General features: G+C 73.1%; 23 protein-coding genes and 1 riboswitch. Of the genes, 15 read left to right on the top strand and 8 right to left on the bottom strand.

Annotated features, from left to right (window positions below):
- Window positions 1-48: 48 nt before the first annotated feature.
- Window positions 49-735: a DUF5995 family protein gene (locus AB0K92_RS24760; RefSeq protein ID WP_365926207.1), complete on the bottom strand. Its 687-nt coding sequence runs from the start codon at window positions 733-735 to the stop codon at window positions 49-51.
- A gap of 203 nt (window positions 736-938) precedes the next feature.
- On the opposite strand from AB0K92_RS24760, the gene AB0K92_RS24755 reads away from it, so the two are divergent.
- Window positions 939-2156 (top strand): glycoside hydrolase family 6 protein, encoded by a 1218-nt coding sequence (locus AB0K92_RS24755; protein WP_365926231.1) that lies wholly within the window; start codon window positions 939-941, stop codon window positions 2154-2156.
- On the opposite strand, the gene AB0K92_RS24750 is transcribed toward AB0K92_RS24755, so the two are convergent.
- Window positions 2111-3514: a solute carrier family 23 protein gene (locus AB0K92_RS24750; protein ID WP_365926205.1), complete on the bottom strand. Its 1404-nt coding sequence runs from the start codon at window positions 3512-3514 to the stop codon at window positions 2111-2113. The two genes, AB0K92_RS24755 and AB0K92_RS24750, sit on opposite strands and share 46 nt — an antisense overlap.
- A 205-nt stretch (window positions 3515-3719) precedes the next feature.
- Here AB0K92_RS24750 and AB0K92_RS24745 point away from each other — a divergent pair, with 205 nt between their 5' ends.
- The gene (locus tag AB0K92_RS24745; protein WP_365926203.1) at window positions 3720-4178 is read left to right on the top strand and encodes a thioesterase family protein; all 459 of its coding nucleotides are present in this window, start codon (window positions 3720-3722) and stop codon (window positions 4176-4178) included.
- Here the strand turns inward: AB0K92_RS24745 and AB0K92_RS24740 are convergent.
- The gene (locus AB0K92_RS24740; RefSeq protein WP_365926201.1) at window positions 4138-5349 is read right to left on the bottom strand and encodes an MFS transporter; all 1212 of its coding nucleotides are present in this window, start codon (window positions 5347-5349) and stop codon (window positions 4138-4140) included. The two genes, AB0K92_RS24745 and AB0K92_RS24740, sit on opposite strands and share 41 nt — an antisense overlap.
- Window positions 5350-5475: 126 nt before the next feature.
- On the opposite strand from AB0K92_RS24740, the gene AB0K92_RS24735 reads away from it, so the two are divergent.
- Window positions 5476-6762 carry an ROK family transcriptional regulator gene (locus AB0K92_RS24735; protein ID WP_365926199.1) on the top strand — a complete coding sequence of 429 codons (1287 nt, stop codon included), beginning with the start codon at window positions 5476-5478 and terminating at the stop codon, window positions 6760-6762.
- A gap of 81 nt (window positions 6763-6843) precedes the next feature.
- Here AB0K92_RS24735 and AB0K92_RS24730 read toward each other — a convergent pair whose 3' ends face one another.
- The 3 genes from AB0K92_RS24730 to AB0K92_RS24720 all read right to left on the bottom strand — a co-directional run bounded on the left by AB0K92_RS24730 (window position 6844) and on the right by AB0K92_RS24720 (window position 11136).
- Complete coding sequence (locus tag AB0K92_RS24730; protein WP_365926197.1) at window positions 6844-7602, bottom strand: NAD(P)H-binding protein; 759 nt, start codon at window positions 7600-7602, stop codon at window positions 6844-6846.
- Window positions 7603-7744: 142 nt separating this feature from the next.
- Window positions 7745-8644, bottom strand: coding sequence for an RNA polymerase sigma-70 factor (locus AB0K92_RS24725; protein ID WP_365926195.1), 900 nt, complete (start codon window positions 8642-8644; stop codon window positions 7745-7747).
- A gap of 146 nt (window positions 8645-8790) precedes the next feature.
- Entirely contained in the window at window positions 8791-11136 is a 2346-nt protein-coding gene (locus AB0K92_RS24720; RefSeq protein ID WP_365926193.1) for a chitinase C-terminal domain-containing protein, read from the bottom strand.
- 192 nt (window positions 11137-11328) lie between these two features.
- Window positions 11329-11459, top strand: a riboswitch (FMN riboswitch).
- Between the two features lie 149 nt (window positions 11460-11608).
- On the opposite strand from AB0K92_RS24720, the gene AB0K92_RS24715 reads away from it, so the two are divergent.
- The 9 genes from AB0K92_RS24715 to AB0K92_RS24675 all read left to right on the top strand — a co-directional run bounded on the left by AB0K92_RS24715 (window position 11609) and on the right by AB0K92_RS24675 (window position 19106).
- The gene (locus tag AB0K92_RS24715; protein WP_365926191.1) at window positions 11609-12211 is read left to right on the top strand and encodes a riboflavin synthase; all 603 of its coding nucleotides are present in this window, start codon (window positions 11609-11611) and stop codon (window positions 12209-12211) included.
- Window positions 12208-12849 carry a nicotinamide mononucleotide transporter family protein gene (locus AB0K92_RS24710; protein WP_365926189.1) on the top strand — a complete coding sequence of 214 codons (642 nt, stop codon included), beginning with the start codon at window positions 12208-12210 and terminating at the stop codon, window positions 12847-12849. The genes AB0K92_RS24715 and AB0K92_RS24710 overlap by 4 nt, the downstream gene beginning before the upstream one ends.
- Window positions 12846-14177: a bifunctional 3,4-dihydroxy-2-butanone-4-phosphate synthase/GTP cyclohydrolase II gene (locus AB0K92_RS24705; protein WP_365926187.1), complete on the top strand. Its 1332-nt coding sequence runs from the start codon at window positions 12846-12848 to the stop codon at window positions 14175-14177. Before AB0K92_RS24710 ends, AB0K92_RS24705 begins: the two co-directional genes overlap by 4 nt.
- Window positions 14178-14213: 36 nt before the next feature.
- The gene (ribH, locus tag AB0K92_RS24700; protein ID WP_365926185.1) at window positions 14214-14699 is read left to right on the top strand and encodes a 6,7-dimethyl-8-ribityllumazine synthase; all 486 of its coding nucleotides are present in this window, start codon (window positions 14214-14216) and stop codon (window positions 14697-14699) included.
- A gap of 34 nt (window positions 14700-14733) precedes the next feature.
- The gene (locus AB0K92_RS24695; RefSeq protein WP_048458133.1) at window positions 14734-15006 is read left to right on the top strand and encodes a phosphoribosyl-ATP diphosphatase; all 273 of its coding nucleotides are present in this window, start codon (window positions 14734-14736) and stop codon (window positions 15004-15006) included.
- Between the two features lie 49 nt (window positions 15007-15055).
- Window positions 15056-15904 carry an ATP phosphoribosyltransferase gene (gene hisG / locus AB0K92_RS24690; protein ID WP_365926183.1) on the top strand — a complete coding sequence of 283 codons (849 nt, stop codon included), beginning with the start codon at window positions 15056-15058 and terminating at the stop codon, window positions 15902-15904.
- 14 nt (window positions 15905-15918) lie between these two features.
- Window positions 15919-16371, top strand: a complete 453-nt coding sequence (locus AB0K92_RS24685) for a PH domain-containing protein (protein WP_365926181.1) — start codon at window positions 15919-15921, stop codon at window positions 16369-16371.
- A gap of 315 nt (window positions 16372-16686) precedes the next feature.
- Window positions 16687-18018: a hemolysin family protein gene (locus tag AB0K92_RS24680; protein WP_365926179.1), complete on the top strand. Its 1332-nt coding sequence runs from the start codon at window positions 16687-16689 to the stop codon at window positions 18016-18018.
- Entirely contained in the window at window positions 18015-19106 is a 1092-nt protein-coding gene (locus AB0K92_RS24675; RefSeq protein WP_365926177.1) for a hemolysin family protein, read from the top strand. The genes AB0K92_RS24680 and AB0K92_RS24675 overlap by 4 nt, the downstream gene beginning before the upstream one ends.
- A gap of 209 nt (window positions 19107-19315) precedes the next feature.
- Here AB0K92_RS24675 and AB0K92_RS24670 read toward each other — a convergent pair whose 3' ends face one another.
- Together AB0K92_RS24670 and AB0K92_RS24665 are read right to left on the bottom strand one after the other, a co-directional pair.
- Window positions 19316-21181: an AAA family ATPase gene (locus tag AB0K92_RS24670; RefSeq protein WP_365926175.1), complete on the bottom strand. Its 1866-nt coding sequence runs from the start codon at window positions 21179-21181 to the stop codon at window positions 19316-19318.
- Between the two features lie 401 nt (window positions 21182-21582).
- Window positions 21583-22215, bottom strand: coding sequence for a hypothetical protein (locus tag AB0K92_RS24665; RefSeq protein WP_365926173.1), 633 nt, complete (start codon window positions 22213-22215; stop codon window positions 21583-21585).
- Between the two features lie 328 nt (window positions 22216-22543).
- Here AB0K92_RS24665 and AB0K92_RS24660 point away from each other — a divergent pair, with 328 nt between their 5' ends.
- The 3 genes from AB0K92_RS24660 to AB0K92_RS24650 all read left to right on the top strand — a co-directional run bounded on the left by AB0K92_RS24660 (window position 22544) and on the right by AB0K92_RS24650 (window position 25000).
- A complete protein-coding gene (locus AB0K92_RS24660) occupies window positions 22544-23908 on the top strand; it encodes a peptidase C39 family protein (RefSeq protein ID WP_365926171.1) in 1365 nt (454 codons plus the stop codon).
- Between the two features lie 195 nt (window positions 23909-24103).
- On the top strand, window positions 24104-24244 hold the full coding sequence (locus AB0K92_RS24655) for an SCO1431 family membrane protein (RefSeq protein WP_365926169.1): 141 nt from the start codon (window positions 24104-24106) through the stop codon (window positions 24242-24244).
- A gap of 96 nt (window positions 24245-24340) precedes the next feature.
- Entirely contained in the window at window positions 24341-25000 is a 660-nt protein-coding gene (locus AB0K92_RS24650) for a TetR/AcrR family transcriptional regulator (protein ID WP_365926167.1), read from the top strand.
- Window positions 25001-25012: the final 12 nt, after the last annotated feature.

Genomic DNA, 25012 nt, shown 5'->3' with positions numbered 1-25012 from the left:
ACAGCGCCGTGCCGGGGATCGTCCGGTGGGCGCGGGCGGTTGGCCTGATCAGGCCGGTAGCGGAGTGAGCAGCATGCGTCCCGCGAACCCCACCGCGGCGTCCAGGCGGTCGACGAACTCCTCGGTCAGATCGGGCAGCCGGCGCATCGCCCACAGCGCCCGCGCCGCCGCCCAGGTCGCGTCCCGCGCCCGCTCCAGACTCCACGAGCCGAGCAGATGGGTGAGCGGATCGGCGATCTGGAGCAGATCGGGGCCCGGCATCAGATCCTCGCGGATGCGCTCCTCCAGCGTCACGAGGAGGTCGCCCACGCGGTCGAACTCATCCTCCAGATCGGCCGGTTCGCATCCCAGCGTACGGCAGGCGTCCACGACGGCGAGCGCCAGATCGTGCCCGATGTGCGCGTTGATGCCCGCCAGCGCGAACTGCAGCGGACGTACGCCGGGATGCCGGCGGAACTGGAACAGCGGCCGCCAGCAGGCCGGCGGACGCCGCTCCCCGGCGACCGCGTCGACCGCCGCGAGATAGCGCTCCGCGAACCGTACGTCCAGCGTGACGGCGGCCAGCGGGTCCCGGAACCGGCCCGCGTCGATGCGCTGGTCGACCGCCTCCGTGACGGCGAGGTAGACGCGGTTGAAGACCGCGAGTCCGTCTCGCGGGTGCAGGGATGCGTCGAGGGCGCGCATGCGTGCGACGACCGCGTCGACGGGAGTGGTGAGGTGTTCCAACTGCGCCATGGGGGCAGCGTCCCAGCCCTAGGCTTGCCCGGGTGACGGCGAGCCCCACGCTTCCCCGTAACGGGGGAACGAAGGCGTCGCACGGGAGAGTGAGCCGTGGGGGAGACGGCGACACGAGGGGGGATGGGGACGTGCCAGGCTTCCGTGCCCGGCGGCTGGCCGAGCGCAGGGCCGCGCGCAGGCGTGCCGTCCGGCGCAGCGCGATGGTGGCGGTGGCGTCGGTCGTGGTCGCGGCCGGCGCCGTGACCGGCGTGGTGTCCGCGCTCGACGGACGCGCGGCCGTCGACGAGGCCACGACCGCCGGGACCACCGGGCCGCCCCGGCCGGACCGGCTGCCCGCCGAGCCGTCGCCGCCCCAGGCGACCACGCCGTCCGGCTCCGGTTCCGGATCGGGCTCGCCGTCCGCCTCGCCCGGCCCCACGTCCGCGCGGCGGGAGCCCGGCACGCCGCCGGCCGGCCGCGGCGGGCACGACCGGCGCGGCGCGCCGGCGCCGACGGCGGGTTCCGGTCCGGCCGCGACTGCGGCTTCCGGGCAACGGCTCTACCGCCATCCCGAGTCCCGGGTCCTGGACTGGGTGCGCGCCAACCCCGACGACCCGCGCCGCCCGGTCATCGAGGCGCGTATCGCCGACCAGCCCGCCGCGGTGTGGTTCGCGGACTTCACCCCGGCGACGATCACCGCCCGGGTCGCCGCCGTGACGTCCGGCGCCGCCGCCCGGGGCCGGGTGCCCGTGCTGGTGCCGTACGCGATACCGGACCGCGACTGCGGCGGCCACTCGCGGGGCGGTGCGCCCGGCCTCGACGCCTACGACGCGTGGATCGACCGGTTCGCGGCCGGGCTGGGCACCGGTGAGGTGATCGTCGTCCTGGAGCCGGACGCGGTCGCGCAGGCCGGCTGCCTGCCCGCGGCGGAGCGCGCCGACCGGTTCGCCTCGCTGGCCCGCGCGGGCCGGGTGCTGAAGGCCGCCAATCCGAAGGCCCGCGTCTACCACGACGCGGGCCACTCCGGCTGGCATCCGGCCGAGCGGCAGGCGCGGCTGCTGCGGCAGGCGGGCGCCGCCTCGCCCGCCTCTTCCGACGGCGTGTTCAGCAACGTGTCCAACTTCCACCGCACCGCCGACGAGATCGCCTACGTCCGGCGGGTCCTCGACGCCCTCGGCGGGCCGCCCGGCCTCGGCGCGGTGATCGACACCAGCCGCAACGGCAACGGCGCCCCCGCCGACGGCCAGTGGTGCGACCCCGCGGGCCGCGGCCTCGGCCGGACGCCGACCCTGACCACCGGCGAGGAGCGCATCGACGCCTACCTGTGGGTGAAGCTGCCGGGGGAGTCGGACGGCTGCAAGGGGGCGCCGGGCAGCTTCACCCCGTCGTACGCCTACGACTTGGCGCGCCGAGCCGTCTCGTCGGCCTCCGTGTCGTAGGAGCTGGTGCCCTCGTCCAGCAGGGGCCGCTGCGTCTTGAGGTGGGCGGGGGCGAAGGCGCGCAGGGCGTGGTAGCCGGTGATGACGACGAGCGTGCCGAGCGCGATGCCGCTGAGGGAGAAGTTGTCGGTGATCTCCATGGAGACGTTGCCGACGCCGATGATGATGCCCGCCGCGGCCGGCACCAGGTTCAGCGGGTTGCGCAGGTCCACCCCGGCGTTGATCCAGATCTGCGCGCCGAGCAGGCCGATCATGCCGTAGAGGATGACGGTGATGCCGCCGAGCACGCCGCCGGGGATGGCGGCGACGACCGCGCCGAACTTGGGGCACAGGCCGAACAGCAGCGCGAAGGCGGCGGCGGTCCAGTAGGCGGCCGTGGAGTAGACGCGGGTCGCGGCCATCACGCCGATGTTCTCGGAGTACGTCGTGGTGGGCGGGCCGCCGACCGCGGTGGACAGCACGGAGCCGACGCCGTCGGCGGAGATCGCGGTGCCGAGCTTGTCGTCCAGCGGGTCGCCGGTCATCTCGCCGACCGCCTTGACGTGTCCGGCGTTCTCGGCGACCAGGGCGATCACGACGGGGAGGGCGACCAGGATCGCCGACCACTCGAAGGACGGGCCGTGGAAGGAGGGCAGTCCGATCCAGTCGGCCTGGCCGACCGCGGAGAAGTCGAGACGCCAGTGGTCGGTGACCTTGCCGCTGCCGTCCACCGAGTGGATCTTGCCGAAGGCCAGGTCGAAGACCCAGGAGATGCCGTAGCCGAAGACCAGGCCGAGGAAGATCGCGATCCGGGACCAGAAACCGCGCAGGCACACCACGGCCAGACCGGTGAACAGCATCACCAGCAGGGCCGTCCACTGGTCCTGCGGCCAGTAGGTGGAGGCGGTGACCGGGGCCAGGTTGAAGCCGATCAGCATGACGACCGCGCCGGTGACGACGGGCGGCATGGCGGCGTGGATGATCCGTGCCCCGAACCGCTGCACGGCCAGGCCCACCAGGAACAGCGCGACGCCGACGACGAGGACCGCGCCGGTGACGGTGGCGCTGGTGCCGCCCTGGGCGCGGATGACCGCCGCGACGCCCACGAAGGACAGCGAGCAGCCGAGGTAGCTGGGCACCCGGCCGCGCGTGGCGAGCAGGAACACGATCGTCGCCACGCCCGACATCATGATCGCCAGGTTGGGGTCGAGACCCATGAGGACGGGCGCGACGAACGACGCGCCGAACATCGCGACCACGTGCTGGGCGCCGAGCCCCGCCGTGCGCGGCCAGGACAGCCGCTCGTCGGGGCGGACGACGGCTCCGGGTGCCGGGGTGCGTCCGTCGCCGTGCAGTTTCCAGCGGACGCCGAGATCCATGAGGTTTCGCTTTCGTCGTGCGGGCGGGGGGGCCGCGGACCATTGTCCCTGGTGCGCGGGGGTGCTGAGCGCCTGCTTAGGATGGAGTGGTTGAACGTTCCACCTCAAGCGTCCTGAGGTGCCGCCTCCGGCGTCTCGGGGTCCTGCCCCAGGCGTCGTGAGGTGGCGCCTCCAATACCTCAAGGTCCACCCAGGAGTGCCATCCGTGACCGCCGAAGCCTCGCTCGCCCCCGCCCTGTCCTACGGCCGGCTGCTCCCCGCCACCGTCCACTTCGACGACCTGGACGCGCTCGGGCTGCTGCACAACGCCCGCTACCCGCTCATGGTCGAGCGGGCCTGGGCCCAGCTGTGGCAGGAGCACGGCTTCCGCTTCGAGGGCGACTGGGCCGCCGCCGGCGACGCCTGCAACGCGGTCAAGGAGCTGCGCATCAGCTACGAGGCGCCCGTCACCAGGCCCGGCGCGTACGCCGTCCACCTGTGGCTGGAGCGGCTCGGCACCACCGGACTGACGTACGGCTTCCGCTTCTGCTCCGCCGACGGCGCCACGACGTACGCGCACGGCACCCGGGTGCTGGTCCGGCTGGACCCGGACACGCTGCGGCCCGCGCCGTGGAGCGAGGAGTTCAGGGCCGTGGGCCGGGAACTGCTGCGTCCGGGCGCCTGACCTTCGGCCGGTCGCGGTCGCCGGCCCGCAGCACGCCCGCGAACCCGGCGAGCCCGCAGGACAACACGGTGACCAGGCCGAACGACACCACCAGGCTGGTCGCCTGGGCGAGCCCGCCGATCGCGCTCGGGGCGATCAGCCCCGAGGTGTAGGTGATCGTCGCGACGCCCGCGATGGCCTGGCTGGGGTTGGGGCCGCTGCGGCCCGCCGCCGCGAAGCACAGCGGGACGACCACGGCGATGCCGAGACCCATCAGCGCGAACCCCGTCATCGCCACCGCCGGGTGCCCGGCCAGGACGATCAGCGCCCCGCCGAGCGCCGCGAGGACCCCGCCCCAGCGGACCGTGCGCACGGCGCCGAAACGGTCCACCACCTTGTCGCCCGCGATCCGCGCGACCGCCATGGTGAAGGTGAAGCCGGTGGTGCAGGCCGCCGCGAGGCCGGCCGACGAGCCCAGCTCGTCCTCCAGGTAGATCGCCGACCAGTCCAGGCTCGCGCCCTCCGCGAACACCGCGCAGAACCCGACCGCGCCGATCAGCACCGCCGAGCGCGGCGGCAGCGCGAACCGGGGCGGGGGCTCCTCGTCCTCGGCGGGCTGGAGGTCGAGCACCCAGGAACAGGCCACCGCGCCGGCCGCGGTCAGCACCGCGGCCGCCAGTGCGTGGTGCAGGCGGGCGTCGGCGCCCAGGTGCGCGGCGAGGGTGCCCGCCGCCGAGCCGATCAGCGCGCCCGCGCTCCACATGCCGTGCAGGCCGGACATGATCGACCGGCCGAGGCGGTTCTCCACCTCCACGCCCAGCGCGTTCATCGCGACGTCCGACATGCCCGCCGTGGCGCCGAAGACGAACAGGGCCAGGCAGAGGGTGGCCAGGTTGGGGGCGAGGGCCGGCAGGGTCAGGGACAGCGTCCACAGCGCCAGCAGCCCGCGCAGGGCCGGGCGGGCGCCGAAGCGGTGGCTGAACCAGCCCGCGAGCGGCATCGCGACGGACGCGCCGAGGGCGGGAAAGGCGAGGGCGAGGCCGAGCTGGCCCGCGCTCACCCCGGCGTGGTCCTGGATCCACGGCACCCGGGTCGCGAACGAGCCGGTGACCGCGCCGTGCACGGTGAAGACGGCGGCCACGGCGTACCGGGCGCGCCGGACGACGCGTTGCTCGTAGACCACTGCGCTCATGAACCGGCCCTCCCCGGACGCCGCTGGGTTGTCGCGGCGTAAACTATCAGGAACCCTGCCTGATAGATAGGGAGCATGGGCGACGCCGACCGCGGCGCCCGCCCGCCTCTCTGGGAGGATCCCGGCATGCCCGCATCCCCGAGCACCGCCCGAGCCATCAACGACCGGCTCGCCCTGCGCCTGATGCAGGAGCAGGGGCCCCTGACGGCGGGGCAGTTGAAGCAGCTGACCGGACTGTCCCGGCCGACCGTGGCCGACCTCGTCGACCGTCTCACCGCCGCCGGGCTCATCGCCGTGGTCGGCGAGGCGGGGGAGCAGCGGCGCGGGCCCAACGCCAAGCTGTACGGCATCGTCGCCGACCGCGCCCACCTCGCCGCGCTCGACGTACGCACCGAGGGGGTCTCCGTGGTCGTCTCCGACCTGCTCGGGCGGGTGCTCGCGCAGGCGTCCGCGCCGATCGGCGACGACGCGGGCACCGGGCCCGCCGTGGAGCAGGCGGTGGCCCTGGTCGAGCGGACCGCCAAGGAGGGGGGCGCCGACCGGCTGCACACCGTGGGGATCGGCGCGCCCGGTCTGATCGACCCGGCCAGCGGCGAGCTGCGCGACTCGACCGGCCTGCCCGCCTGGCACCGGCGGCTGGTCGCCGCGCTGGCCGAACGGCTGCCCGAGGCCCGCGTCATCGTCGAGAACGAGACCAACCTCGCGGCCCTCGTCGAACAGCGCGAGGGCGCCGCCCGCGACCGCGACACCTTCGTCCTGCTGTGGCTCGGCCACGGCACCGGCGCGGCGGTCATCCTCGACGGCCGGCTGCGCCGCGGCGCCTCCGGCGGCACCGGGGAGATCGGCTTCCTGCCCGTGCCGGGAACCACCGGCCTGCCCTCGGCCACCGACTGCGCGGGCGGCTTCCACTCCCTGGCGGGCGCCGCCGCCGTCGAAGACCTGGCCGCGCACTGCGGCGTGACCGCGCCGCGGACCGGCGCGGGCCCGTGGGCGGCGGACCTGGTGGCGGCGGCGGTACGGGATGCCTCCGGCGGCCCGGCGGGCGAGGGCGCCGGGACGCCACCCGGCGGCGACCCCGCCACCGGATCCGGCAGCGGCGGCGGCCGTCCCGCGGACGGGGGAGCGGGCCGGCCCGCCGACCGGTTCCTCGACGCGCTCGCCGACCGGCTCGCCGTCGGCGTCGCCTCCGTGGCGGCCGTCCTGGATCCCGGGTGCGTGGTGCTGGGCGGAGAGATCGGCCAGGCCGGCCAGGCGCCGCTCGCCGCGCGCGTGGAAGCACGAGTCCGGCGCATGTCCCCGCTGGTCACCGAGGTACGCCCGAGCGGCCTGGGCGGCGGCGCCGTCCTGCGCGGCGCACTCCTGACAGCACGCGACACCGCCCAGGACGAACTGTTCGCACCCCCGGAGAGATGACCCGCGTGCGCCGGGCTGGGGCGGGCGGGCGACATGCGGGGCCGCGCCCCGCGACCCGGCGCGCGCTCCCCACGCCGTCCGTCAACGCCCCACCCCACCCCCGCCCGACCGGGCCCTCAGGAACTCCTCGAAAGTGCCCTTCCCCACGGCCCGATCCGCAGTCAGGTGGCCGCCTGTGCGGAAGGCGCGGTAGGTGGGGCCCCACAGGGGGACGCGGATCAGGGGCCGCCGGCGGCCCGTCGCCGTCAGGTAGGCGCGGGCCAGTGACTCCAGGGAACGGATCTCGGGGCCGCCCATGTCCTGCGCTCGTCCGGCCGGCTCGCCGAGGGCGAGTTCGACCAGCCGGCCGGCGACCTCGGCCACGTCGATCGGCTGGTCCGCCACCCGCGCCGGCACGGGCATCACCGGCGGCTTGGCGAGGGTCTGGAACAGCTGGAGCAGCAGGTCGTGGAACTGGGTCGTCCGCAGCACGGTCCAGCCGAGCCCCGACTCCTCGATCAGCCGCTCCACCGCCAGCTTGGTGCGGTAGTAGCCGAGCGGCACCCGGTCGACGCCGACGATCGAGATGTGGACCAGATGCCGCACCCCGGCCCGCCGCGCCGCGTCGACGAGATGGCGGGCCGCCTGCTCGTCGCCGCCGCGCGGGCTGCTCGCGCAGTGCACGACCGTGTCCACGTCCGCGACGGCCGCGTCCAGCGCGCCGCCGCCCGTCCGCAGATCGACGGCGTACGGCTGGGCGTGCCGGCTGAGGACCCGCGTGTCGTGCCCGTCCGCCCGCAGCCGCTCGGTGACGAGCCGGCCGAGGGTTCCGGTGCCGCCGGTCACCAGGATCGTGGTCATGTCGTTCGGTCCTTTCGGGCGAGGGGCGGTCCCGGACGGAACGCCCTGCGTCAAGGGAGACCGGACAGGCGTCGCGAACGTGACGTGCCGTGGCCGGCAGCCGTCGGACACGACCGCGCAGGCCGTGCCGTGCCGCGCCGGTCTACGCCTCCGCCAGCTGACGCCGGACGAAACCCAGTTTGTCCGGGTTCACCACGACCCGCACCTGCGTGATGGACTCGCCCCGCAGCTCGAAGGAGACGACCGCGGCGAGCCTGCCGCCGGCCCACGCGGCCAGCCCCACCCCGCCGTTGACCTCGATCGCCGTGTACTCCAGGCCGGCCGCGAACCGCTCGGCTCCGCCGAGCACGAGCCGGCACACCTTGTCCCGGCCGTGCACCGGCCGGCGGGCCGCGCTGACCTTGCCGCCGCCGTCGCTGGTCCAGGTCACCTCGGCCGCGAGCAGCTTCTCCAGGCCCGCGAGATCGCCGTCGCGCGCGGCGGCGAGGAAGGAGGCGACCAGTTCCCGCTGCCGCTCGGGGGCCGGCTCGAACCGCGACCGCGCCTCGCCGACCCGCTGGACGGCCCGCCGGTAGAGCTGACGGCAGTTGGCCCCGCCCAGTTCCAGGACCTCGGCGATCTCCCGGTGGCCGTATCCGAACGCCTCCCGCAGCACGTACACCGCCCGCTCGGTCGGCGTGAGCCGTTCCAGCAGGACCAGCATCGCCAGCGACACGGCGTCCCGCTGCTCGGCCGATTCCAGGGGCCCGAGCGTGCCGTCGGAGGTGATCACGGGTTCCGGCAGCCAGGCGCCGACGTACCGCTCCCGCCGGGCGCGCGCCGAGGTCAGCCGGGTGAGGCAGAGGTTGGTGACGGCCTTGGCGAGCCAGGCCGCCGGGTGTTCGATCCGCGTGCGGTCGGAGCCGCTGTAGCGCAGGTAGGCGTCCTGGACGGCGTCCTCCGCCTCCTCGGCGGAGCCCAGCAGCCGGTAGGCGAGGCCGAACAGCCGGGAGCGGTGGCGTTCGAACTCGTCGGCGGTCTCGTCGGTGCTCGCGGTCGTCATACCGGTCACCCTGCCAGAGCGGTGCTCCGGCAGGGTGCGGGGGCGCGGTGCGCGCAGGGAGAGGGGGGAGAAGGACGCGGAGAGATGGAGAGACCCGGCGGCGGGCAAGGGCCGTCGTCACCGCCGCCGGGCCGGTCCGCTCGGGGTCAGCAGGCGCCGAGGTCCTGCCAGACCCCCCATTCGCCGGTGGTGCCGGGCTCCTCGCCCTTCGTCCACCACTTGGCCTTCCACGAGTGCCCCTTGTGGGACACGGTCGAACCACCGCCGTACTCGGAGGTCGCGTTCCACGCGGGCGCGGTGCACGCGCCGGGCGTCGGGGTCGGCGTCGGCGTGGGGTTCGTCGGGTCCGGCGTGGGCGAGGTGCCCGAGCCCGGCTCCACCAGCGTGGTGCCGCGCGCCAGGTCCCCGGCGAGGGCGTAGGTGGTGCCCGCGATGTTCACCGTCCAGTTCCACGGGGTGGACACCGGCAGGTAGTAGTTGAAGGACAGCTCCACCGACGCGCCGGGCGCCAGCGACTGCCAGGCCGGCAGCTTCAGCGAGACGCGGTGGAAGTCGCCCTTCAGCCCGCCGACGTTGTTCCCCGTGTGGTCGCTGCTGATCACCTTCGTGCCGAAGCCCGACTGGTCGGAGGCGTTGCCCGGGGCCGCGGTGGAGTAGTCGAACTGGAACTCCGTGCCGCCCGGCAGGGTCGTCTTCGTATTGTTGGTGATCTTCACCTTGGGGGTGATCGGGTAGTTGGAGTCGCCGAGCTTGAACTCACCGAACTCCACGCCGATGTTCACCGCCTTGGTGGGCAGCGCCTTGTTCGAGACCTTCGCGCCGTACGGGCGGGCCGACTTGAACTTCTCGTACATCAGCGAGGTCAGCGTGTCACCGGCCTCGTACTGGCCCTTGGCCGCGTTCCAGTCGTAGTCGCCCGCCAGCTCCCACACCATCGTGCCGCCGATGCCGCGGTCGACGACGTAGTCGGCCTTGGCGGCCACCGACTGCTCGTCCTCGGTGGACAGGAAGACCTTCTTCTCGGCGTTCCACAGCCACGGCGCGACCAGCGTGGAGTCGTACTTGCGGGCGTAGGTGCCGGTGAGCTTGGTGTCGGCGGGGAAGCCGTACTTGGTCACGTAGTCCCCGACGATGCCCTTCTCCAGGTTCTTGGCGTGCCACATCGGGTTGGAACCGGCCGGGGACTCCTTGCCGTTGTCGTCCTTGTCGTGCCACAGGTTGTCGATGCCGACGGCGCCGTCACCGCACTTGGTCAGCCCGGAGCCGGCCGGGCAGGTGGTCGCCGCCGCCTTGCCCCACAGGCCGTCCGTGCCGCCCTGCACGTTCTTGTGGCCGCGCGTGTAGTAGGGCAGGCCGATGTTGATGCGGCCGGCCGGCATCGAGCCGCGGAAGTAGTGGTAGGCCCAGTCGGTGTTGAGGTAGCCGATGCCGCCGTACTGCTGGCTGCCGTAGACGTTCGCCGCCGCCAGCTCGGCGTCCTTGCCGTCGTCGAAGAGGGAGGCGTTCGGCCCGACGTACTCGTTCCAGGCGCCGTGCAGGTCGTACGACATGATGTTGACGTAGTCCAGGTACTTCTGGACCTGGAAGGTCTCCATGCCGCGCAGCAGGTAGCCGGAGGAGGGCGCCGCCACCGAGAGCAGGTAGTGCTTGCCGTCGGCCGCGCCCGCGCGGTCCAGCTTCTCGCGCAGCGTCTTCATCAGGGCCGCGTATCCCTTGACCAGGCCTGCCCGGCGGGGGTTGGCGAAGGACCAGTCGAGCGGGTTGCCGGCGTCCTTCATGGTCGTCGGGTACTCGTAGTCGATGTCGACGCCGTTGAAGCCGTACTTGCGGATGAAGGCGACCGCCGAGTCCGCGAAGGTGTCGATGCCGGCCTGGTTGACCGAGCCGTCGGCATGGGTGGCCATCGCGTAGAAGCCGCCCGAGTTCACCCGCTTGCCGCTGTCGTCGAAGTAGCCGCCGGTCTCCGCCCAGCCGCCCACCGAGATCAGCGTCTTCACGTCCGGGTGCTGCTTCTTGAACTTGTTCAGCAGGTTGAAGTGACCCTTGTACGGGAACTGCGGGTCCATCTCCGCCCCGGCGACGCCCGGCCAGGTCATGCCGGTGGCCGCGTTGGCCGGCCCGTCCGTGCCGACGGAGATCTTGTGGTTCGCGTCGATGTGGGCGAAGGCGTAGTTGAGGTGGGTGACCTTGTCCCAGGGGATGTCCGGGGCGAGGTACGCGGGCGTGCCGTCCTTGCCGGTACGCCAGCCGGTGAAGTAGCCGATCACCCGGCGCTGGTGGTCGGCGCCCATCTTCTCCCGGCCCTCGGCGTCGTAGACCGAGCAGTACGGGACGTCGACGCCGGGGGTCTTGTAGAGGCCGTCGGGGCGACAGGACTCCTGGTCGGCGGCGTGCGAGACGGTCGCCGGGAGGCCGGCGAGCAGCAGACCCGCGACGGCCCCGGCGGCCGCGAGCAGGGCGGGTCTGGCCCGGTGAGGCGAGGGGGACAGCACAGTCGGTTCCTCTCCACGGAAGTTGCGCAGACCCTAGAGAGGACTAGACCAGAGCGTCAATAGGTATGGACCAATCTCAAGCGTCCGCCCGTGGGCCCGAGTTGGGCCGCACCGGGGGTCTTGTGAGCCACCCCACACCGCCCTCCCGTATGGACGACGACCGGCCGTGGCACACTGGCCCTGTACCAGAAGCAGCGCACTCCGGGGTCGGTGAAAGTCCGAACCGGCGGTTACAGTCCGCGACCCGGTCGCCTCCAGCGGCCGGTTGACCAGGTGAAATTCCTGGACCGACGGTTAAAGTCCGGATGGGAGGCAGTGCGCGGCGGGCGGGCATGCGTGCGTGCCGCCACAGGGACGCGTCCCCTTGCCGGGACGGGTCTCCTCGGCGTCGCTCCCGGTGTCCCCGCTCGTCCTTTCTGTCGTCATCGACAGCCCCGGAGTCCGTGCCCGAAGAGGCAGGAGGACCCGGGAAGTGTTCACCGGAATCGTCGAAGAGCTGGGCGAGGTCACCGCCGTCGAGACCCTCGGCGACGCCTGTCGCTTCCGCCTGCGCGGCCCCCTCGTCACCGAGGGCGCGAAGCACGGTGACTCCATCGCCGTCAACGGCGTCTGCCTCACGGTCGTCGATCACGAGGGCGACGAGTTCACCGCCGACGTCATGGCCGAGACCCTCAAGCGCTCCAGCCTGGGCGTCCTCACCCCCGGCTCCCGCGTCAACCTCGAACGGCCCACCGCCGTCGGCGACCGCCTCGGCGGCCACATCGTGCAGGGCCACGTCGACGGCACCGGCACGATCCTCGAACGCACCCCCTCCGAGCACTGGGAGATCGTGAGGATCTCCCTCCCCGGCGACCTCGCCCGCTACGTCGTAGAGAAGGGCTCCATCACCGTCGACGGCATCAGCCTCACCGTCGTCGAGGCCGGTGACGACCACTTCACCGTCAGCCTCATCCCGACCACCCTCGCCCTGACCACGCTCGGCATCAAGCAGCCCGGCGACCCGGTCAACCTGGAAGTGGACGTGATCGCCAAGTACGTCGAGCGGCTGCTCGGCACCCGGGGGGCCGCGCAGTGAACGCGCTCAACTCCGAGGCCTTCACCCTCTTCGGCCAGCACGTCATCTGGTCCGACATGGTCGGCAACACCTTCGGCCTGGCCGCCCTCGCCCTCGGCTGGCGGCGCTCGCTGTGGACCTGGCCGGTGCAGTTCCTGTCCGGGATCATCCTCTTCGGGGCCTTCTTCGGCCACCTCACCGGCAGCGCCGGCAAGCAGGCCGTCGTGATGGCCGTCGCGCTGTGGGGCTGGTGGCAGTGGAGCCGCGGCAGGAAGGGCTCCGGCGACGGGCAGATCGCCGTCCGGTTCGCCACCTGGCGCGAGCGCCTCGCGATGATCGCCGCGGCCGCCGCCGGCACCGTCGCGGTCGCCCTGTTCTTCACGGCTTACCCGAAACTGTCCTGGGACCCCTGGCCCGACGCCTACATCTTCGTCGGCACCGTCGTCGCCATGTACGCCCAGGCGCGCGGCATGGTCGAGTTCTGGTTCGCCTGGCTGCTCGTCGACCTGGTCGGCGTCCCCCTCAACTTCGCCAACGGCTACGCCTTCTCCGGCTTCGTCTACGTCATCTACGGCGCGCTCGTCCTGTGGGGCCTGCGCGACTGGTGGCTGCGCTCCCGCCGGGCGGGCCGGCCCGTCCCGGAAGGAGCCCCGGCATGACCACCGCCCCCCTGCTGTACGGCACCGACGGCACCGAGGACCTCGTCCTCGACCCGATCGAGCAGGCCATCGCCGACATCGCCGCCGGCCGCCCGGTCGTGGTCGTCGACGACGAGGACCGCGAGAACGAGGGCGACCTCGTCATCGCCGCCGAGAAGGCCACCCCCGAGATCGTCGCGTTCATGATGAGCGAGTGCCGCGGCCTGATCTGCGCACCCATGGAGGGCGACGAACTCGACCGGCTGCGGCTCCCGCAGATGGTCGCGGACAACACCGAGTCGATGAAGACCGCGTTCACCGTCTCCGTCGACGCCTCCGCCGAGCACGGCGTCACCACCGGCATCTCGGCCCCCGACCGCGCCACCACCCTCCAGCTGCTGGCGACCGGCACCGCCGAGCCGTCCGACTTCGTCCGCCCCGGCCACGTCTTCCCGCTGCGCGCCCAGCCCGGCGGCGTCCTGACCCGCGACGGCCACACCGAGGCCGCCGTCGACCTCGCCCGGCTCGCGGGCCTGCGCCCGGCCGGCGCCATCGTGGAGATCGCCGGCGAGGACGGCCGGATGCTGCGGCTGCCCGAGCTGATCCCGTTCGCCCGCAAGCACGGCCTGACGATCATCTCCATCGAGGACCTGATCGCCTACCGCCGCTCCCCCGAGCTCTCGACTCCGCTCGAGCAGGGCGCACCCCCGTCCGAGCCCACCGTCCGCCGCGAGGCCGAGGTCCACCTGCCGACCCGGCACGGCACCTTCACCGCGTACGGCTACCGCTCCACCGTCGACGGCGTCGAGCACGTCGCCCTCGTCCACGGCGAGATCGGCGACGGCCGTGACGTCCTGGTCCGGATGCACTCCGAATGCCTCACCGGCGACGTCTTCCACTCCCTGCGCTGCGACTGCGGCCCGCAGCTGGACGCCTCCCTGGAGCGCATCCAGGCCGCCGGCCGGGGCGTGGTGGTCTACCTGCGCGGGCACGAGGGCCGCGGCATCGGCCTGCTGTCCAAGCTGCGCGCCTACGAACTCCAGGAGCGCGGCCGCGACACCCTCGACGCCAACCTGGAGCTGGGCCTGCCCGCCGACGCCCGCGACTACGGCGCCGGCGCCCGGATCCTGACGGACCTCGGCGTGCGCAGCGTGCGCCTGATGACCAACAACCCGGAGAAGTCCGACGCCCTCGTCCGCCACGGCATCGAGGTCGTCGCACGCGAGCCCATGCCCGTGACCGCGGGCGAGCACAACCTCCGCTACCTGCGCACCAAGCGCGACCGCATGGGCCACGACCTGCCCTGGCTGGACACCCCCGCGGTGCCGGCCACCTGCGGCGACCAGTAAGCGAACACCCCAGGAACACCGAGGAGAGGCGAGAACGTGAGCGGCAAGGGCGCACCGGAGCTGTCCGTACGCAATGTGGGTGACCTGCGGGTCGCCGTGATCGCGGCGCAGTGGCACGAGAAGGTGATGGACGGCCTGGTGGACGGAGCCCTGCGCGCCCTGCACGACCTGGGCATCGACGAGCCGACCCTGCTCAGGGTCCCCGGCAGCTGGGAGCTGCCCGTGGTCGCCAAGGTGCTCGCCGGACGCGGCTACGACGCGATCGTCGCCCTGGGTGTCGTCATCCGCGGCGGCACCCCGCACTTCGACTACGTCTGCCAGGGCGTCACCCAGGGCCTCACCCAGGTCTCCGTCGACACCGGCGTCCCCGTCGGCTTCGGCGTGCTCACCTGCGACACCGAGGAGCAGGCCCTGGACCGGGCCGGCCTGGACGGCTCCAGCGAGGACAAGGGGCACGAGGCGGTCACCGCGGCGGTCGCCACCGCGGCCACCCTGCGTTCAGTATCCGAACCGTGGCGCTGAGCGGTGCCGGGAACCGCGTAGGGTAAGGACCACCATGTCCAAGAAGACGTTCGAGGAGCTCTTCACCGAGCTCCAGCACAAGGCCGCCCACGGCGATCCCGCCACCTCCCGCACCGCGGAACTGGTGGAGAAGGGCGTCCATGCCATCGGCAAGAAGGTCGTCGAAGAGGCCGCGGAGGTCTGGATGGCCGCCGAGTACGAGGGCAAGGAGGCGGCCGCCGAGGAGATCTCGCAGCTGCTGTACCACGTCCAGGTGATGATGGTCGCCCGCGGCATCTCCCTCGACGACGTCTACGCCCACCTGTAAGCACCCCGCACCCGTTCCCGTAACACACCACGCAAAGGAAGCCGACCTCATGCTGCGCATCGCCGTTCCCAACAAGGGTTCACTCTCCGGCCCTGCGGCGGAGATGCTGCATGAGGCCGGCTACCAGCAGCGACGCGAGTCCAAGGAACTGCGGATCGTCGACCCGGGCAACGAGGTCGAGTTCTTCTACCTCCGCCCCCGCGACATCGCGATCTACGTCTCCTCCGGCAAGCTCGACATCGGCATCACCGGCCGCGACCTGCTGATCGACTCCGGTGCCAACGCCGAGGAGATCCTGCCGCTGGGCTTCGCCCGCTCCACCTTCCGCTACGCCACCAAGCCGGGCACGGCGAACGGCGTCGAGGACCTGAGCGGGATGACGGTCGCCACCTCCTACGAGGGCATCGTCGCCAAGCACCTCGCCGACAACGGCATCGACGCCTCCGTCGTCCACCTCGACGGCGCCGTCGAGACCGCCATCGAACTCGGCGTCGCCGAGGTCATCGCGGACGTCGTGGAGACCGGCACCTCGCTGCGCAACGCCGGCCTGGAGGTCATCGGCGAGCCGATCATGCAGTCCGAGGCCGTCGTCATCCGGCGCACCGGCGCCGACGCCGAGGAGGAGAAGGTGCAGCAGTTCCTGCGCCGCCTCCAGGGCGTCCTGGTCGCCCGGACGTACGTGATGATGGACTACGACTGCCGGGTCGAGCAGCTGGAGAAGGCCGTCGCCCTCACCCCGGGCCTGGAGTCGCCGACCATCTCCCCGCTGCACAACGAGGGCTGGGTCGCGGTCCGCGCGATGGTGCCCGCCAAGGACGCCCAGCGGATCATGGACGACCTGTACGCCATCGGGGCGCGGGCCATCCTGACCACGGCCATCCACGCCTGCCGGCTCTGACGAAGGCGCGCACGATGTCGGAACCCGCACCCCTGCCCGAGCTTCCCGTCACCTTCCGGCCCACCCGGACCCGGGCCGTCCTGCTCACCGCCGCCGCCGCGATCTTCGTCACGGTGTCGCTGGTCGCGCTGCTGCTGGAGCGTCTCAGCCCGGCCGAGAAGCTGAGCTTCGTCTTCACCGCCGCCCTGCTGGCCTGGGTGCTGCTGCGGCTGGCGCGGCCCAAGGTCGTCGCCGAGGAGTCCGGTGTGACGGTCGTCAACTTCGGCAGCGTCCGCCGGCTGGAGTGGGCGGAGATCATCCAGGTCAACCTGCGGGTCGGTGACCCGTGGGCGTTCCTCGACCTGAGCGACGGCACCAGCCTGCCCGTCATCGGCATCCAGCCGGGCATCGGCAAGGAGCAGGCCATCGCCCACGCCCGCACCCTGAGAGCCCTCGTCGAGGCCCGCACCGGCCGGCAGCAAGGCTGACCGGGGGCCTGCCACCCGGGACCGCCCCGCGCCTGCTCCGGGCCGCCTCAGGGGCGGACCGGGGGCGACTCGGGGGCACAACCGGGGGAGCTCACCCTGCCGTACCACCCCCTGTCTTGATTAATCTGTGAGGCGGAGGCGCGTTCCCTGCGCCTCCGCCCCTGTCGTGCCCCCGGCGCGCCAGGGGTTCCTGCTACCCGAGGAGTGACCCTCTCCGGCGATGGACGGATCGTCCTGTAGTACCTGCGCCGCCCCCTGCCGACATAGCGCGGACCGCCTCCCCGAGGCCCGCGCCCGTGCGGAGGCGGCGGCATCATGACCATCCCCCTGCTGCTCCTGGCAGCCGCGTTCCTGCTGATCCTCGCCAACGGCTTCTTCGTGGCCGCCGAGTTCGGCCTGGTGACGGTCGAGCGCCCGGAGGCCGAGAAGGCCGCCGCCGAAGGCGACCGACGGGCCCTCAGGGTGGTCGCCTCCCTGAAGGAGCTGTCCTTCCAGCTCTCCGGCACCCAGCTCGGCATCACGATCACCTCCCTGATCGTCGGCATGCTCGCCGAACCGGCCCTCGCCCAGCTGCTCGACGGACCGCTCACGGCCGTCGGCATCCCCGACGGCGCGGTGTCCGGCGTGTCCGTGGTGATCGGCATGCTGCTGGCCTCCGCCGTGCAGATGGTGGTCGGCGAACTGGTCCCCAAGAACTGGGCGGTGTCCCGCCCCCTGCAGGTCGCGCGCTTCGTCGCCGGCCCGCAGCACGCCTTCGCCCGCCTGTTCCGCCCGGTGATCGCCGCCCTGAACGGCGTCGCCAACCGGCTGGTGCGCGCCCTGGGCTTCGAGCCCGCCGAGGAGCTGGCCTCCGCCCGCACGCCGGGCGAGCTGGTCTCCCTGGCCCGGCACTCGGCCGAGGCCGGCGCCCTGGAACAGGACACCGCCGACCTCTTCGTCCGGACGCTGTCGCTGGGCGAGCTGACCGCGCAGCATGTGATGACCCCGCGCGTGAAGGTCAGCGCCCTCCAGTCGTCGGCGACCGCCGAGGACGTCGTCAACCTGACCCGCGCCACCGGCCTGTCCCGCTTCCCCGTCTACCGGGAGCGGATCGACGAGGTCGTCGGCATGGCCCATCTCAAGGACGCCCTGGCGATACCCGCCCACGAGCGGCTGCGCACCCCGGTGTCCCGGATCGCCCGGCCGGCCCTGCTGATCCCCGAGACGCTGCCCGTGCGGCCGCTGCTCGCCCGGCTGCGCAGCGAGCAGCCCATCGCGGTGGTCGTCGACGAGTACGGCGGCACCGCCGGGGTCGTGACCCTCGAGGACATCGTCGAGGAGATCGTCGGCGAGGTCCGCGACGAACACGACGACGTCCTCGACGCGGCACCCGACCTGGCCCCCGCCCCGTCCGAGGACGGCAGGCCCGCCTGGGACGTCGACGGCAGCTGCCGGGTCGACACCCTGCAGCGGATCGGCCTGGAGGTCCCCGAGGGGCCGTACGAGACGGTCGCCGGGCTCGTCGCCGACCTGCTCGGCCGGATCCCGGCCGTCGGCGACCGGGCGGAGCTGCCCGGCTGGCGCCTGGCCGTGCGCCAGGTCGGCCACTACCGCGCCGAGCGCGTCCGCCTGGTGCGCACCGCCCCCGCCCTGGAGGCCGCCCGATGAGCGTGCTCCAACTGCTCTTCGCCGCGCTGCTCGTGCTCGCCAACGGCTTCTTCGTCGGCGCCGAGTTCGCGCTGGTCTCCGTGCGCCGCAGCCAGATCGAACCGCTCGGCACGGCCCGCGCCCGCCAGGTGCTCTACGGCCTGGAGCGGCTGCCGCAGATGATGGCCGCCGCCCAGTTCGGGATCACCGTCTGCTCGCTGACGCTGGGCGCGGTCGCCGAACCGACGGTCGCGCATCTGCTGGAGCCGTTCTTCGCGTGGATCCATCTGCCGCACGCGATGATCCACCCGCTGGGCTACGTCATCGCGCTGGCCACCGTCGTCTTCTTCCACCTCGTCATCGGCGAGATGGTCCCGAAGAACCTGGCGATGGCCGCCCCGGAGAAGGCCGCGCTGTGGCTGAGCCCCGGACTGGTCGCCTTCGCCCGGCTGTGCCGGCCGATCACCGTGGCCCTCGGCGCCTGCGCGCAGGGCGTGCTGCGGCTGTTCCGCGTCGAGCCGAAGGACGAGGTGGAGGCCGTCTTCACCAGCGAACAGCTCAACCGGCTGGTGGAGGACTCCGGCCAGGCCGGACTGCTCGACCCGGAGGAGGCCGAACGTCTGGAGGACGCCCTGGAGCTGGGCTCGCGCCCGGTGACGGACGTCCTGCTGACGCGGGAGTCGCTGGTGACGGTGGACCCGTCGGTCACCCCCGGCCGGATCGTCGAGCTGACCGCGCGCACCGGCTACTCCCGGTTCCCGGTGGCCGCGGACACCGGTGCCTTCATGGGCTATCTGCACGTGAAGGACGTCCTCGACCTGGAGGACTCCGACCGCGCGGTGCCGCAGCAGCTGTGGCGCCCGATGACGACCCTGCGCCCCGAACTGCCCCTGGACGACGCCCTGACCGTGATGCGCCGCGCCGCCACCCACCTCGCCCAGGTGGCCGACGCCTCCGGCCGGGTGCTGGGCCTGGTGGCCCTGGAGGACGTCCTGGAACTGCTGGTCGGGGAGGTGCGCGACCCGGCGCACCGCGAGCCCGTGCCGACGGTGACCGAACCGCGGTCGGGGTCCGTACCGCGGTCGGGCGAGGAGGTGCTCACCGCCTGACGAGCGGCCCGGACGCCGGACCGACCGCGGCAGACTCGGCACCCGGCCGCACGCCCGCGCCATGTGGTGTGGCGCGGGCGGGGCGGCAGGGCGCTGATCGCCTGGCGGTCGGCAGGCGGGGCGGAGGGCTGCTGATCGTCTGGCGGTCCGCGGGCGGGGCGGAGGGCTGCTGATCGTCTGACGGCCCGCGGGGGCGGCCGCCGGGCGCGTCACAGCGCCGACGGATCCTGCGGCCCCCGCCCGGACAGCACCTCGCCGTACGCCTGCATCAGGTCCGGCAGGCGCAGGGTCGCCAGGTCCTCCCGGGTCAGCGTCCCCGGATACGTGGACAGCCGCAGATCGCGGTACGCGCAGCTCTTCTCGTACAGCGTCCGCAGGAACCGCCCGTTGCCCAGCTCGTCGATCCAGCCCTGGTCCACCACGTGCCCGGCGATCGACCGCAGCTCCTCCAGCGACTCCTCGTCCCACACGTCGCCGTTCTCCGCGGCCAGCACCTCGCCGATCGCGGTCAGCTCCGCCGGCCGGTACGAGGGGAAGTCGACCCGGGTGGTGAAACGTGAGGAGAGACCGGGGTTGGCGGCGAGCAGCCGGTCCATGCCCTCCGGGTAGCCGGCCAGGATCACCACCAGGTGGTCGCGGTTGTCCTCGGCCCGCTTCAGCAGCACCTGCAGCGCCTCGTCGCCGTACGCGTCGCCCTTGCCGTAGCCGGAGTTGGAGAGCGCGTACGCCTCGTCGACGAAGAGGACCCCGCCGAGCGCGGAGTCGATCAGCTCGTTGGCCTTCACGGCCGTCTGCCCCAGGTACTCGCCGACCAGGTCGGCGCGCTGGGCCTCCACCAGATGGTCGCCGCCGAGCAGGCCGAGCGCGTAGAAGACCCGGCCGAGGATGCGGGCGACCGTGGTCTTGCCGGTGCCGGACGGGCCGGAGAAGACGAAGTGCCGCTTGGGCGGCTGGACGGGCAGCCCTTGACCGGCCCGCAACCGCGCCATGTTGAGCTGGGCCGACAGCGCCTTGACCTGGCGTTTCACCGGCTCCAGGCCCACCATGCGCTCCAGCTCGGCGAGCGCCTCCTCGAGGAGGTCGGGGTCCGTGGGCCCGGTCGGCAGCGGCTGCACGGACAGCACCGTCTTCTCGCGCACCGCCGGATCGCCCACCGACGGCAGCGGACCGGCGGGCGGCGGCCCGGGGTCGGACAGCTTCAGGTTCCGGTCCTCGGTGCCGTAGAGGGGATCGAGTCCGTCGGTGCCGTCGAGGCCGTCCGGACCGGCGCCGGAGAGGCTGAACGCGGTGAGGCCGTCGCTCTCGTCGTACCCGTCGCCCTCGGCGATGGCGGCGAGCCGCGCGGAGGTGTCCATGAAGGCGGGGTCGACGCGGTGCACCGCCCGGTACAGGGGGAGCGCGGCCGCCGAGCGGCCGGTGCCCTCGTGCGCCCGCGCCAGCCAGTAGCGCAGCTCCTTGCGCTGGGGCTGCTCGCTGCGGCAGCGCATCAGGGCGGTGGACAGCAGGGGCTCGGCCTGCCCGTACATCTCCAGCCGGACCCGGGCCATGCCGCCGAACAGGCCCGCCTCGATACCGAGCAGCGGATCATCGAGCAGCGGGTCGGTGTGCCGGACCAACTGCTCCCAGTCCTTCACCAGATAGGCCCGGCAGGCGTGCAGGAAACGCACCTGCGGATCGGTGTCGACCGGTGGCAGTCCGGCGAGCGCCCGGTCCAGCTCGGGGACGTGCCGGCCGTCCAGCCAGTGCGAGGCGTGCGCGAGCAGCAGATCGCGAGGGCTCTCCAGTACCGGCTGCACCCACCAGCCCAGCCAGTACCAGGAGTTGAGGGTGCGCCGGTGGCGGGCGCGCTGCTCGCCGAAGCGGTCCCGGTGGCGGAACATCCGCAGCAGGGCGGTGGTGGTGTCGACGCGCAGCGCGTGCAGCCCCAGCCAGCCGTCGGCCATCGAGGGGTCGAGGCGCACCGCGGTCCGGAACTCCTCCTCCGCCTGCGGATAGGCGCCCATGGTGTAGGCGTCCACGCCTCGCAGCCAGGCGAGGTCGGCCGGGGCCTCGGGGCCCTGCGCGGCGAAGTCCATCACGTCCCCCCACAAACCGTGCCCCCGCTGGTTCACCGCCGGGCCGTCACCCGGCGGCCGCTCGGTCGAACCGCTGTGCAGCGGACCGGAGTTGCGACAGTGGGCATCGTACCCGCGGGCCGGGGGCCTGCCGTAGGGCGCCGCAGGGCACGTTCGGCGAGGTGGGAGCAGAGGGGGCGCACACCACGTGGTGACCGAGGGTGAGCGAACCGGAGCGCGCCGGGGCCGGAAAAGGCGATATGGGCAGAACGAAGCCCCCGGTCACGGGGGAACAACCGGGGGCTTCGCGTCTTTTCGGCGGCTCCGTTGGCCGCACATTGAGAACGTAAGTCCTGTACGACCCCTGGGTCAAGCCGAGTTGGAGCACTCGGCCAAGTTCGCACGCAAGGGTCTTCACAGGTTCACCACATCGAAGACGAACCATCACTGAGCGTCACGTGCTGGTCCCCGCCCGGCCGTCTCACCGGCCCCGGAAGCACCTCGTACCCCGCTGTCACCTGACGCACCAGGAGGTCGGCGTACGGCCGTGAGGGGTCGTCGGCGAAATGCCGCCGTTCCGCCTGAACCCAGCCGTCCCAGAACTCCCGCTGCTCCACCCCGTCCCGCGAGCGGCCCCGCGCCCACGACTCCTCGCGGGGCAGCTCCATCCACAGCAGGCGCGCCAGGAACGGGCGCAGCGCGCGGCGTCCGGCGCCCACGCCCTCGATCAGCGTCACCGGGGCGGGCGGCAGCGGGCGCGGCGGGCCGAAGCGGCGGGCGCGCCAGTCGTAGGGGGCGTAGCGGGCGGTGGCCCCGCGGCGCAGCGGCTCGATCACCTGGTCCAGCAGCCGCTCCGTCCAGTCGAACAGCTCCTCGTGGCTCGCGATGTCGTCCAGGTGCAGCACCGGGGCCCCGCCGAGCGCGGCGGCCAGCCGCCCGGCGAAGGTGGACTTCCCCGAGCCCGCGTGCCCGTCGACGCCGACGAGACGGACCGGGCCGCAGGAGGGCGGCAGACGGCGCAGGGCGCGGGCGAGGTCGTTCAGGGGGTGGGACACGTGCCCATCATCCCGCGCCGCCGGGGCCGGGCCGCCGGCGGCACCGGCCGGAGCCGTCCGCGGGCCATCCGCAGACCCACCCGAGCCGTCCGCAGGCCGACCCGAGCCGTCCGCAGGCCGACCGGAGCCGACCGGAGTCGACCGAAGCCGTCCGCAGGCCCGGCCATGGGGCCGACCGGGTCCGTCAGAGGTGTCGACCAATATTTGTGGGCGTGGCATGCCCCGAAGTGCTGGCAGGGCGGTCCACGCGCGTCCATAGTTGGCGGACACAACCCCCCACAGCCGTGCAAGGACCTGCCCGTCTCGCACCCCTGGGAGTCACGCGCCCATGAGCAGAGCCGAACAGCCGTCCCGCCGAACCGTCCTGGCCGCGGCCGTCGTCGCCGCGGTCACCGGCGGCGCGGGCACCGCCCTGGCCGACAGCACCACGACCGCCGGCGGGGCCCGCACCGCGGCCCCGGCCCGCCCCATCGACCACCGCGCCTGGACCACGTACACCGACTGGCGCTCCGGCACCGCCAAGGGCACCCGCGCCGTCGCCGGCGCCCGTCCCGGCCTGGCACTGGCCACGCCCCTCGGCGCCCTCGACTACCAGGACCCGCACACCGGGAAGACCTCCCGCTGGGAGTACGCGACCTGGACCTCGCCCGTCCACCGCCTCTCCGTGCCCGCCACCGAGGCCGTCCCGTCCTGGAACGCGCACACCCCGGACGGCACCTGGATCCAGATCGAGCTCAAGGGCACCTACTCCGACGGCACCGACACCCCCTGGTACGTCATGGGCCGCTGGGCCGCCGGCGACCAGGACATCCGGCGCACCTCGGTCGACGACCAGGGCGACGGCAAGAGCAGCGTCTGGACGGACACCTTCGCCATCGACACCCCGGCGTCCGGGCTGCGCCTGGTGTCGTACCGGCTGCGCCTGACCCTGTACCGGCGGCCCGGCACCCGGCTCACGCCGACCGTGTGGCGGGTGGGGGCCATGGGCTCCGACATCCCCGACCGGTTCACCGTCCCCGCCTCCACGCCGGGCCTCGCCCAGGAGCTGGCCGTCCCGCGCTACTCGCAGGAGATCCACGTCGGCCAGTACCCCGAGTACGACAACGGCGGCGAGGCCTGGTGCAGCCCCACCTCCTCGCAGATGATCATCGAGTACTGGGGCGGCCGGCTGACCCCCGAGCAGCTGTCCTGGGTCGACCCTGACTACGCCGACCCGCAGGTGTGCCACGCGGCCCGGTACACCTACGACTACCAGTACGCGGGCTGCGGCAACTGGCCGTTCAACGCGGCCTACGCGGCCACCTTCAAGGGTCTCCAGGGCGTGGTGACCCGGCTGGCGTCGCTCACCGAGCTGGAGACGCTGATCGCGGCGGGCATCCCGGCCATCACCTCCCAGTCCTTCCTGAAGGAGGAGCTGACCGGCGCGGGCTACGGCACCGCCGGGCACCTGATGACGGTGATCGGCTTCACCGCCGACGGCGACGTGATCGCCAACGACCCGGCCTCGCCGAGCAACGAGGCGGTGCGGCGGGTCTACAAGCGGCGGGAGTTCGAGAACATCTGGCTGCGGACCAAGCGGTACAACGCCTCCGGCAAGGTCGTCTCCGGCACCGGCGGCGTCTGCTACCTCTACTTCCCGGCCCGTCCGACCCCGCGCCAGCGGGCGGCGCTCGCGGCGGTCGGCGTGCGCTGAGACCTGCGGGAGCGCCCCGCGGGGAGCGCCCCCGGAGCGCCCGGGCGCGAGCCGGGAGCACCGGGGGCGCCGGGGGAGCGGCCGGGGCTGTGAGCAACGTCTCGGCCGCAAAGGCCGCGCGCGGTGGCAAGGTGGACAGACCGGTGGGGAACGCCCACCGCTGTCCCCGGTACGCACGAGATCAGCGAGACATACATGACCGCCACTTCGCTCACCGCCACCCGCGTCCGCACCGGCGGCCCCCAGGACGACGGCCCGGAGATCGTCGAGCATGTCATGGGCTGGGTCCTGGTGGCCGTCGTCGCCATGCTGATCACGCAGCTCGGGCTGCTGTGACCCGCGGCACAGTCGCCCTGTGACCTGACACATACCGCTCGGGCCCGACCTGCCATACTGCGGATGTCCCGCCGCCCGTTGGAACCAGGGTCGAAAGTGAAGATCAGTGAACAGCGCGACGCCGTCCGTCCCCGGGCGCGCGGAACCGAGCGCTCCGCCGCGCGCCGCGCCGAACTCATCGCCATCGGGCGGAAGCTGTTCGCCGACACCTCCTACGACGCGCTGTCGATGGACGACATCGCGCGCCAGGCCCACGTCGCCAAGGGACTGATCTACTACTACTTCCAGTCCAAGCGCGGCTACTACCTGGCCATCGTCCAGGACTCCGTAGCGGACCTGGTCACCTTCGCGGCGAGCGGCATCGAACTGCCCGCGCGGGAGCGGGTGGAGCGCACCGTCGACGGCTATCTGCGCTACGCCGAGCACAACCAGGCGGCGTACCGCACCGTCGTCAGCGGGGGCGTCGGGTTCGACACCGAGGTGCAGGCCATCCGGGACGGGGTGCGCGAGGCGATCGTCGCGACCATCGCCGAAGGGGCGTACGGCCGCCGGGAGATCACTCCGCTGGCACGGATGGGGCTGCTCGGCTGGGTGTGCGGCGTCGAGGGCGCCACCCTCGACTGGATCGACCGGCCCGGCCTGTCCCGCGACCTCATGCGGGAGCTGCTGGTCAAGACGCTCGGCGGCGCCATGCGGGCCATCGAGGAACTGGACCCCGCCTACCCGGCGCCGCGGCCCGCCCGCCGCGACGGCTGAGGGCGACGGCCG

Source organism: Streptomyces sp. NPDC052687, from assembly GCF_040678395.1.
In the GTDB taxonomy this organism is placed as follows: Bacteria; Actinomycetota; Actinomycetes; order Streptomycetales; family Streptomycetaceae; genus Streptomyces.
Note: the sequence above shows the minus strand (reverse complement) of the source record. Positions and strands in the feature narration are given on the sequence as shown.

Coding starts and splice junctions, on each gene's coding strand:
- AB0K92_RS24685 (WP_365926181.1), top strand. CDS start 15,919: ATGTCGGAACCCGCACCCCTGCCCGAGCTTCCCGTCACCTTCCGGCCC.
- AB0K92_RS24725 (WP_365926195.1), bottom strand. CDS start 8,644: ATGACGACCGCGAGCACCGACGAGACCGCCGACGAGTTCGAACGCCAC.
- hisG (WP_365926183.1), top strand. CDS start 15,056: ATGCTGCGCATCGCCGTTCCCAACAAGGGTTCACTCTCCGGCCCTGCG.
- AB0K92_RS24730 (WP_365926197.1), bottom strand. CDS start 7,602: ATGACCACGATCCTGGTGACCGGCGGCACCGGAACCCTCGGCCGGCTC.
- AB0K92_RS24740 (WP_365926201.1), bottom strand. CDS start 5,349: ATGAGCGCAGTGGTCTACGAGCAACGCGTCGTCCGGCGCGCCCGGTAC.
- AB0K92_RS24760 (WP_365926207.1), bottom strand. CDS start 735: ATGGCGCAGTTGGAACACCTCACCACTCCCGTCGACGCGGTCGTCGCA.
- AB0K92_RS24670 (WP_365926175.1), bottom strand. CDS start 21,181: ATGGACTTCGCCGCGCAGGGCCCCGAGGCCCCGGCCGACCTCGCCTGG.
- AB0K92_RS24680 (WP_365926179.1), top strand. CDS start 16,687: ATGACCATCCCCCTGCTGCTCCTGGCAGCCGCGTTCCTGCTGATCCTC.
- AB0K92_RS24735 (WP_365926199.1), top strand. CDS start 5,476: ATGCCCGCATCCCCGAGCACCGCCCGAGCCATCAACGACCGGCTCGCC.
- AB0K92_RS24705 (WP_365926187.1), top strand. CDS start 12,846: ATGACCACCGCCCCCCTGCTGTACGGCACCGACGGCACCGAGGACCTC.
- AB0K92_RS24750 (WP_365926205.1), bottom strand. CDS start 3,514: ATGGATCTCGGCGTCCGCTGGAAACTGCACGGCGACGGACGCACCCCG.
- AB0K92_RS24755 (WP_365926231.1), top strand. CDS start 939: ATGGTGGCGGTGGCGTCGGTCGTGGTCGCGGCCGGCGCCGTGACCGGC.
- AB0K92_RS24675 (WP_365926177.1), top strand. CDS start 18,015: ATGAGCGTGCTCCAACTGCTCTTCGCCGCGCTGCTCGTGCTCGCCAAC.
- AB0K92_RS24660 (WP_365926171.1), top strand. CDS start 22,544: ATGAGCAGAGCCGAACAGCCGTCCCGCCGAACCGTCCTGGCCGCGGCC.
- AB0K92_RS24695 (WP_048458133.1), top strand. CDS start 14,734: ATGTCCAAGAAGACGTTCGAGGAGCTCTTCACCGAGCTCCAGCACAAG.
- AB0K92_RS24655 (WP_365926169.1), top strand. CDS start 24,104: ATGACCGCCACTTCGCTCACCGCCACCCGCGTCCGCACCGGCGGCCCC.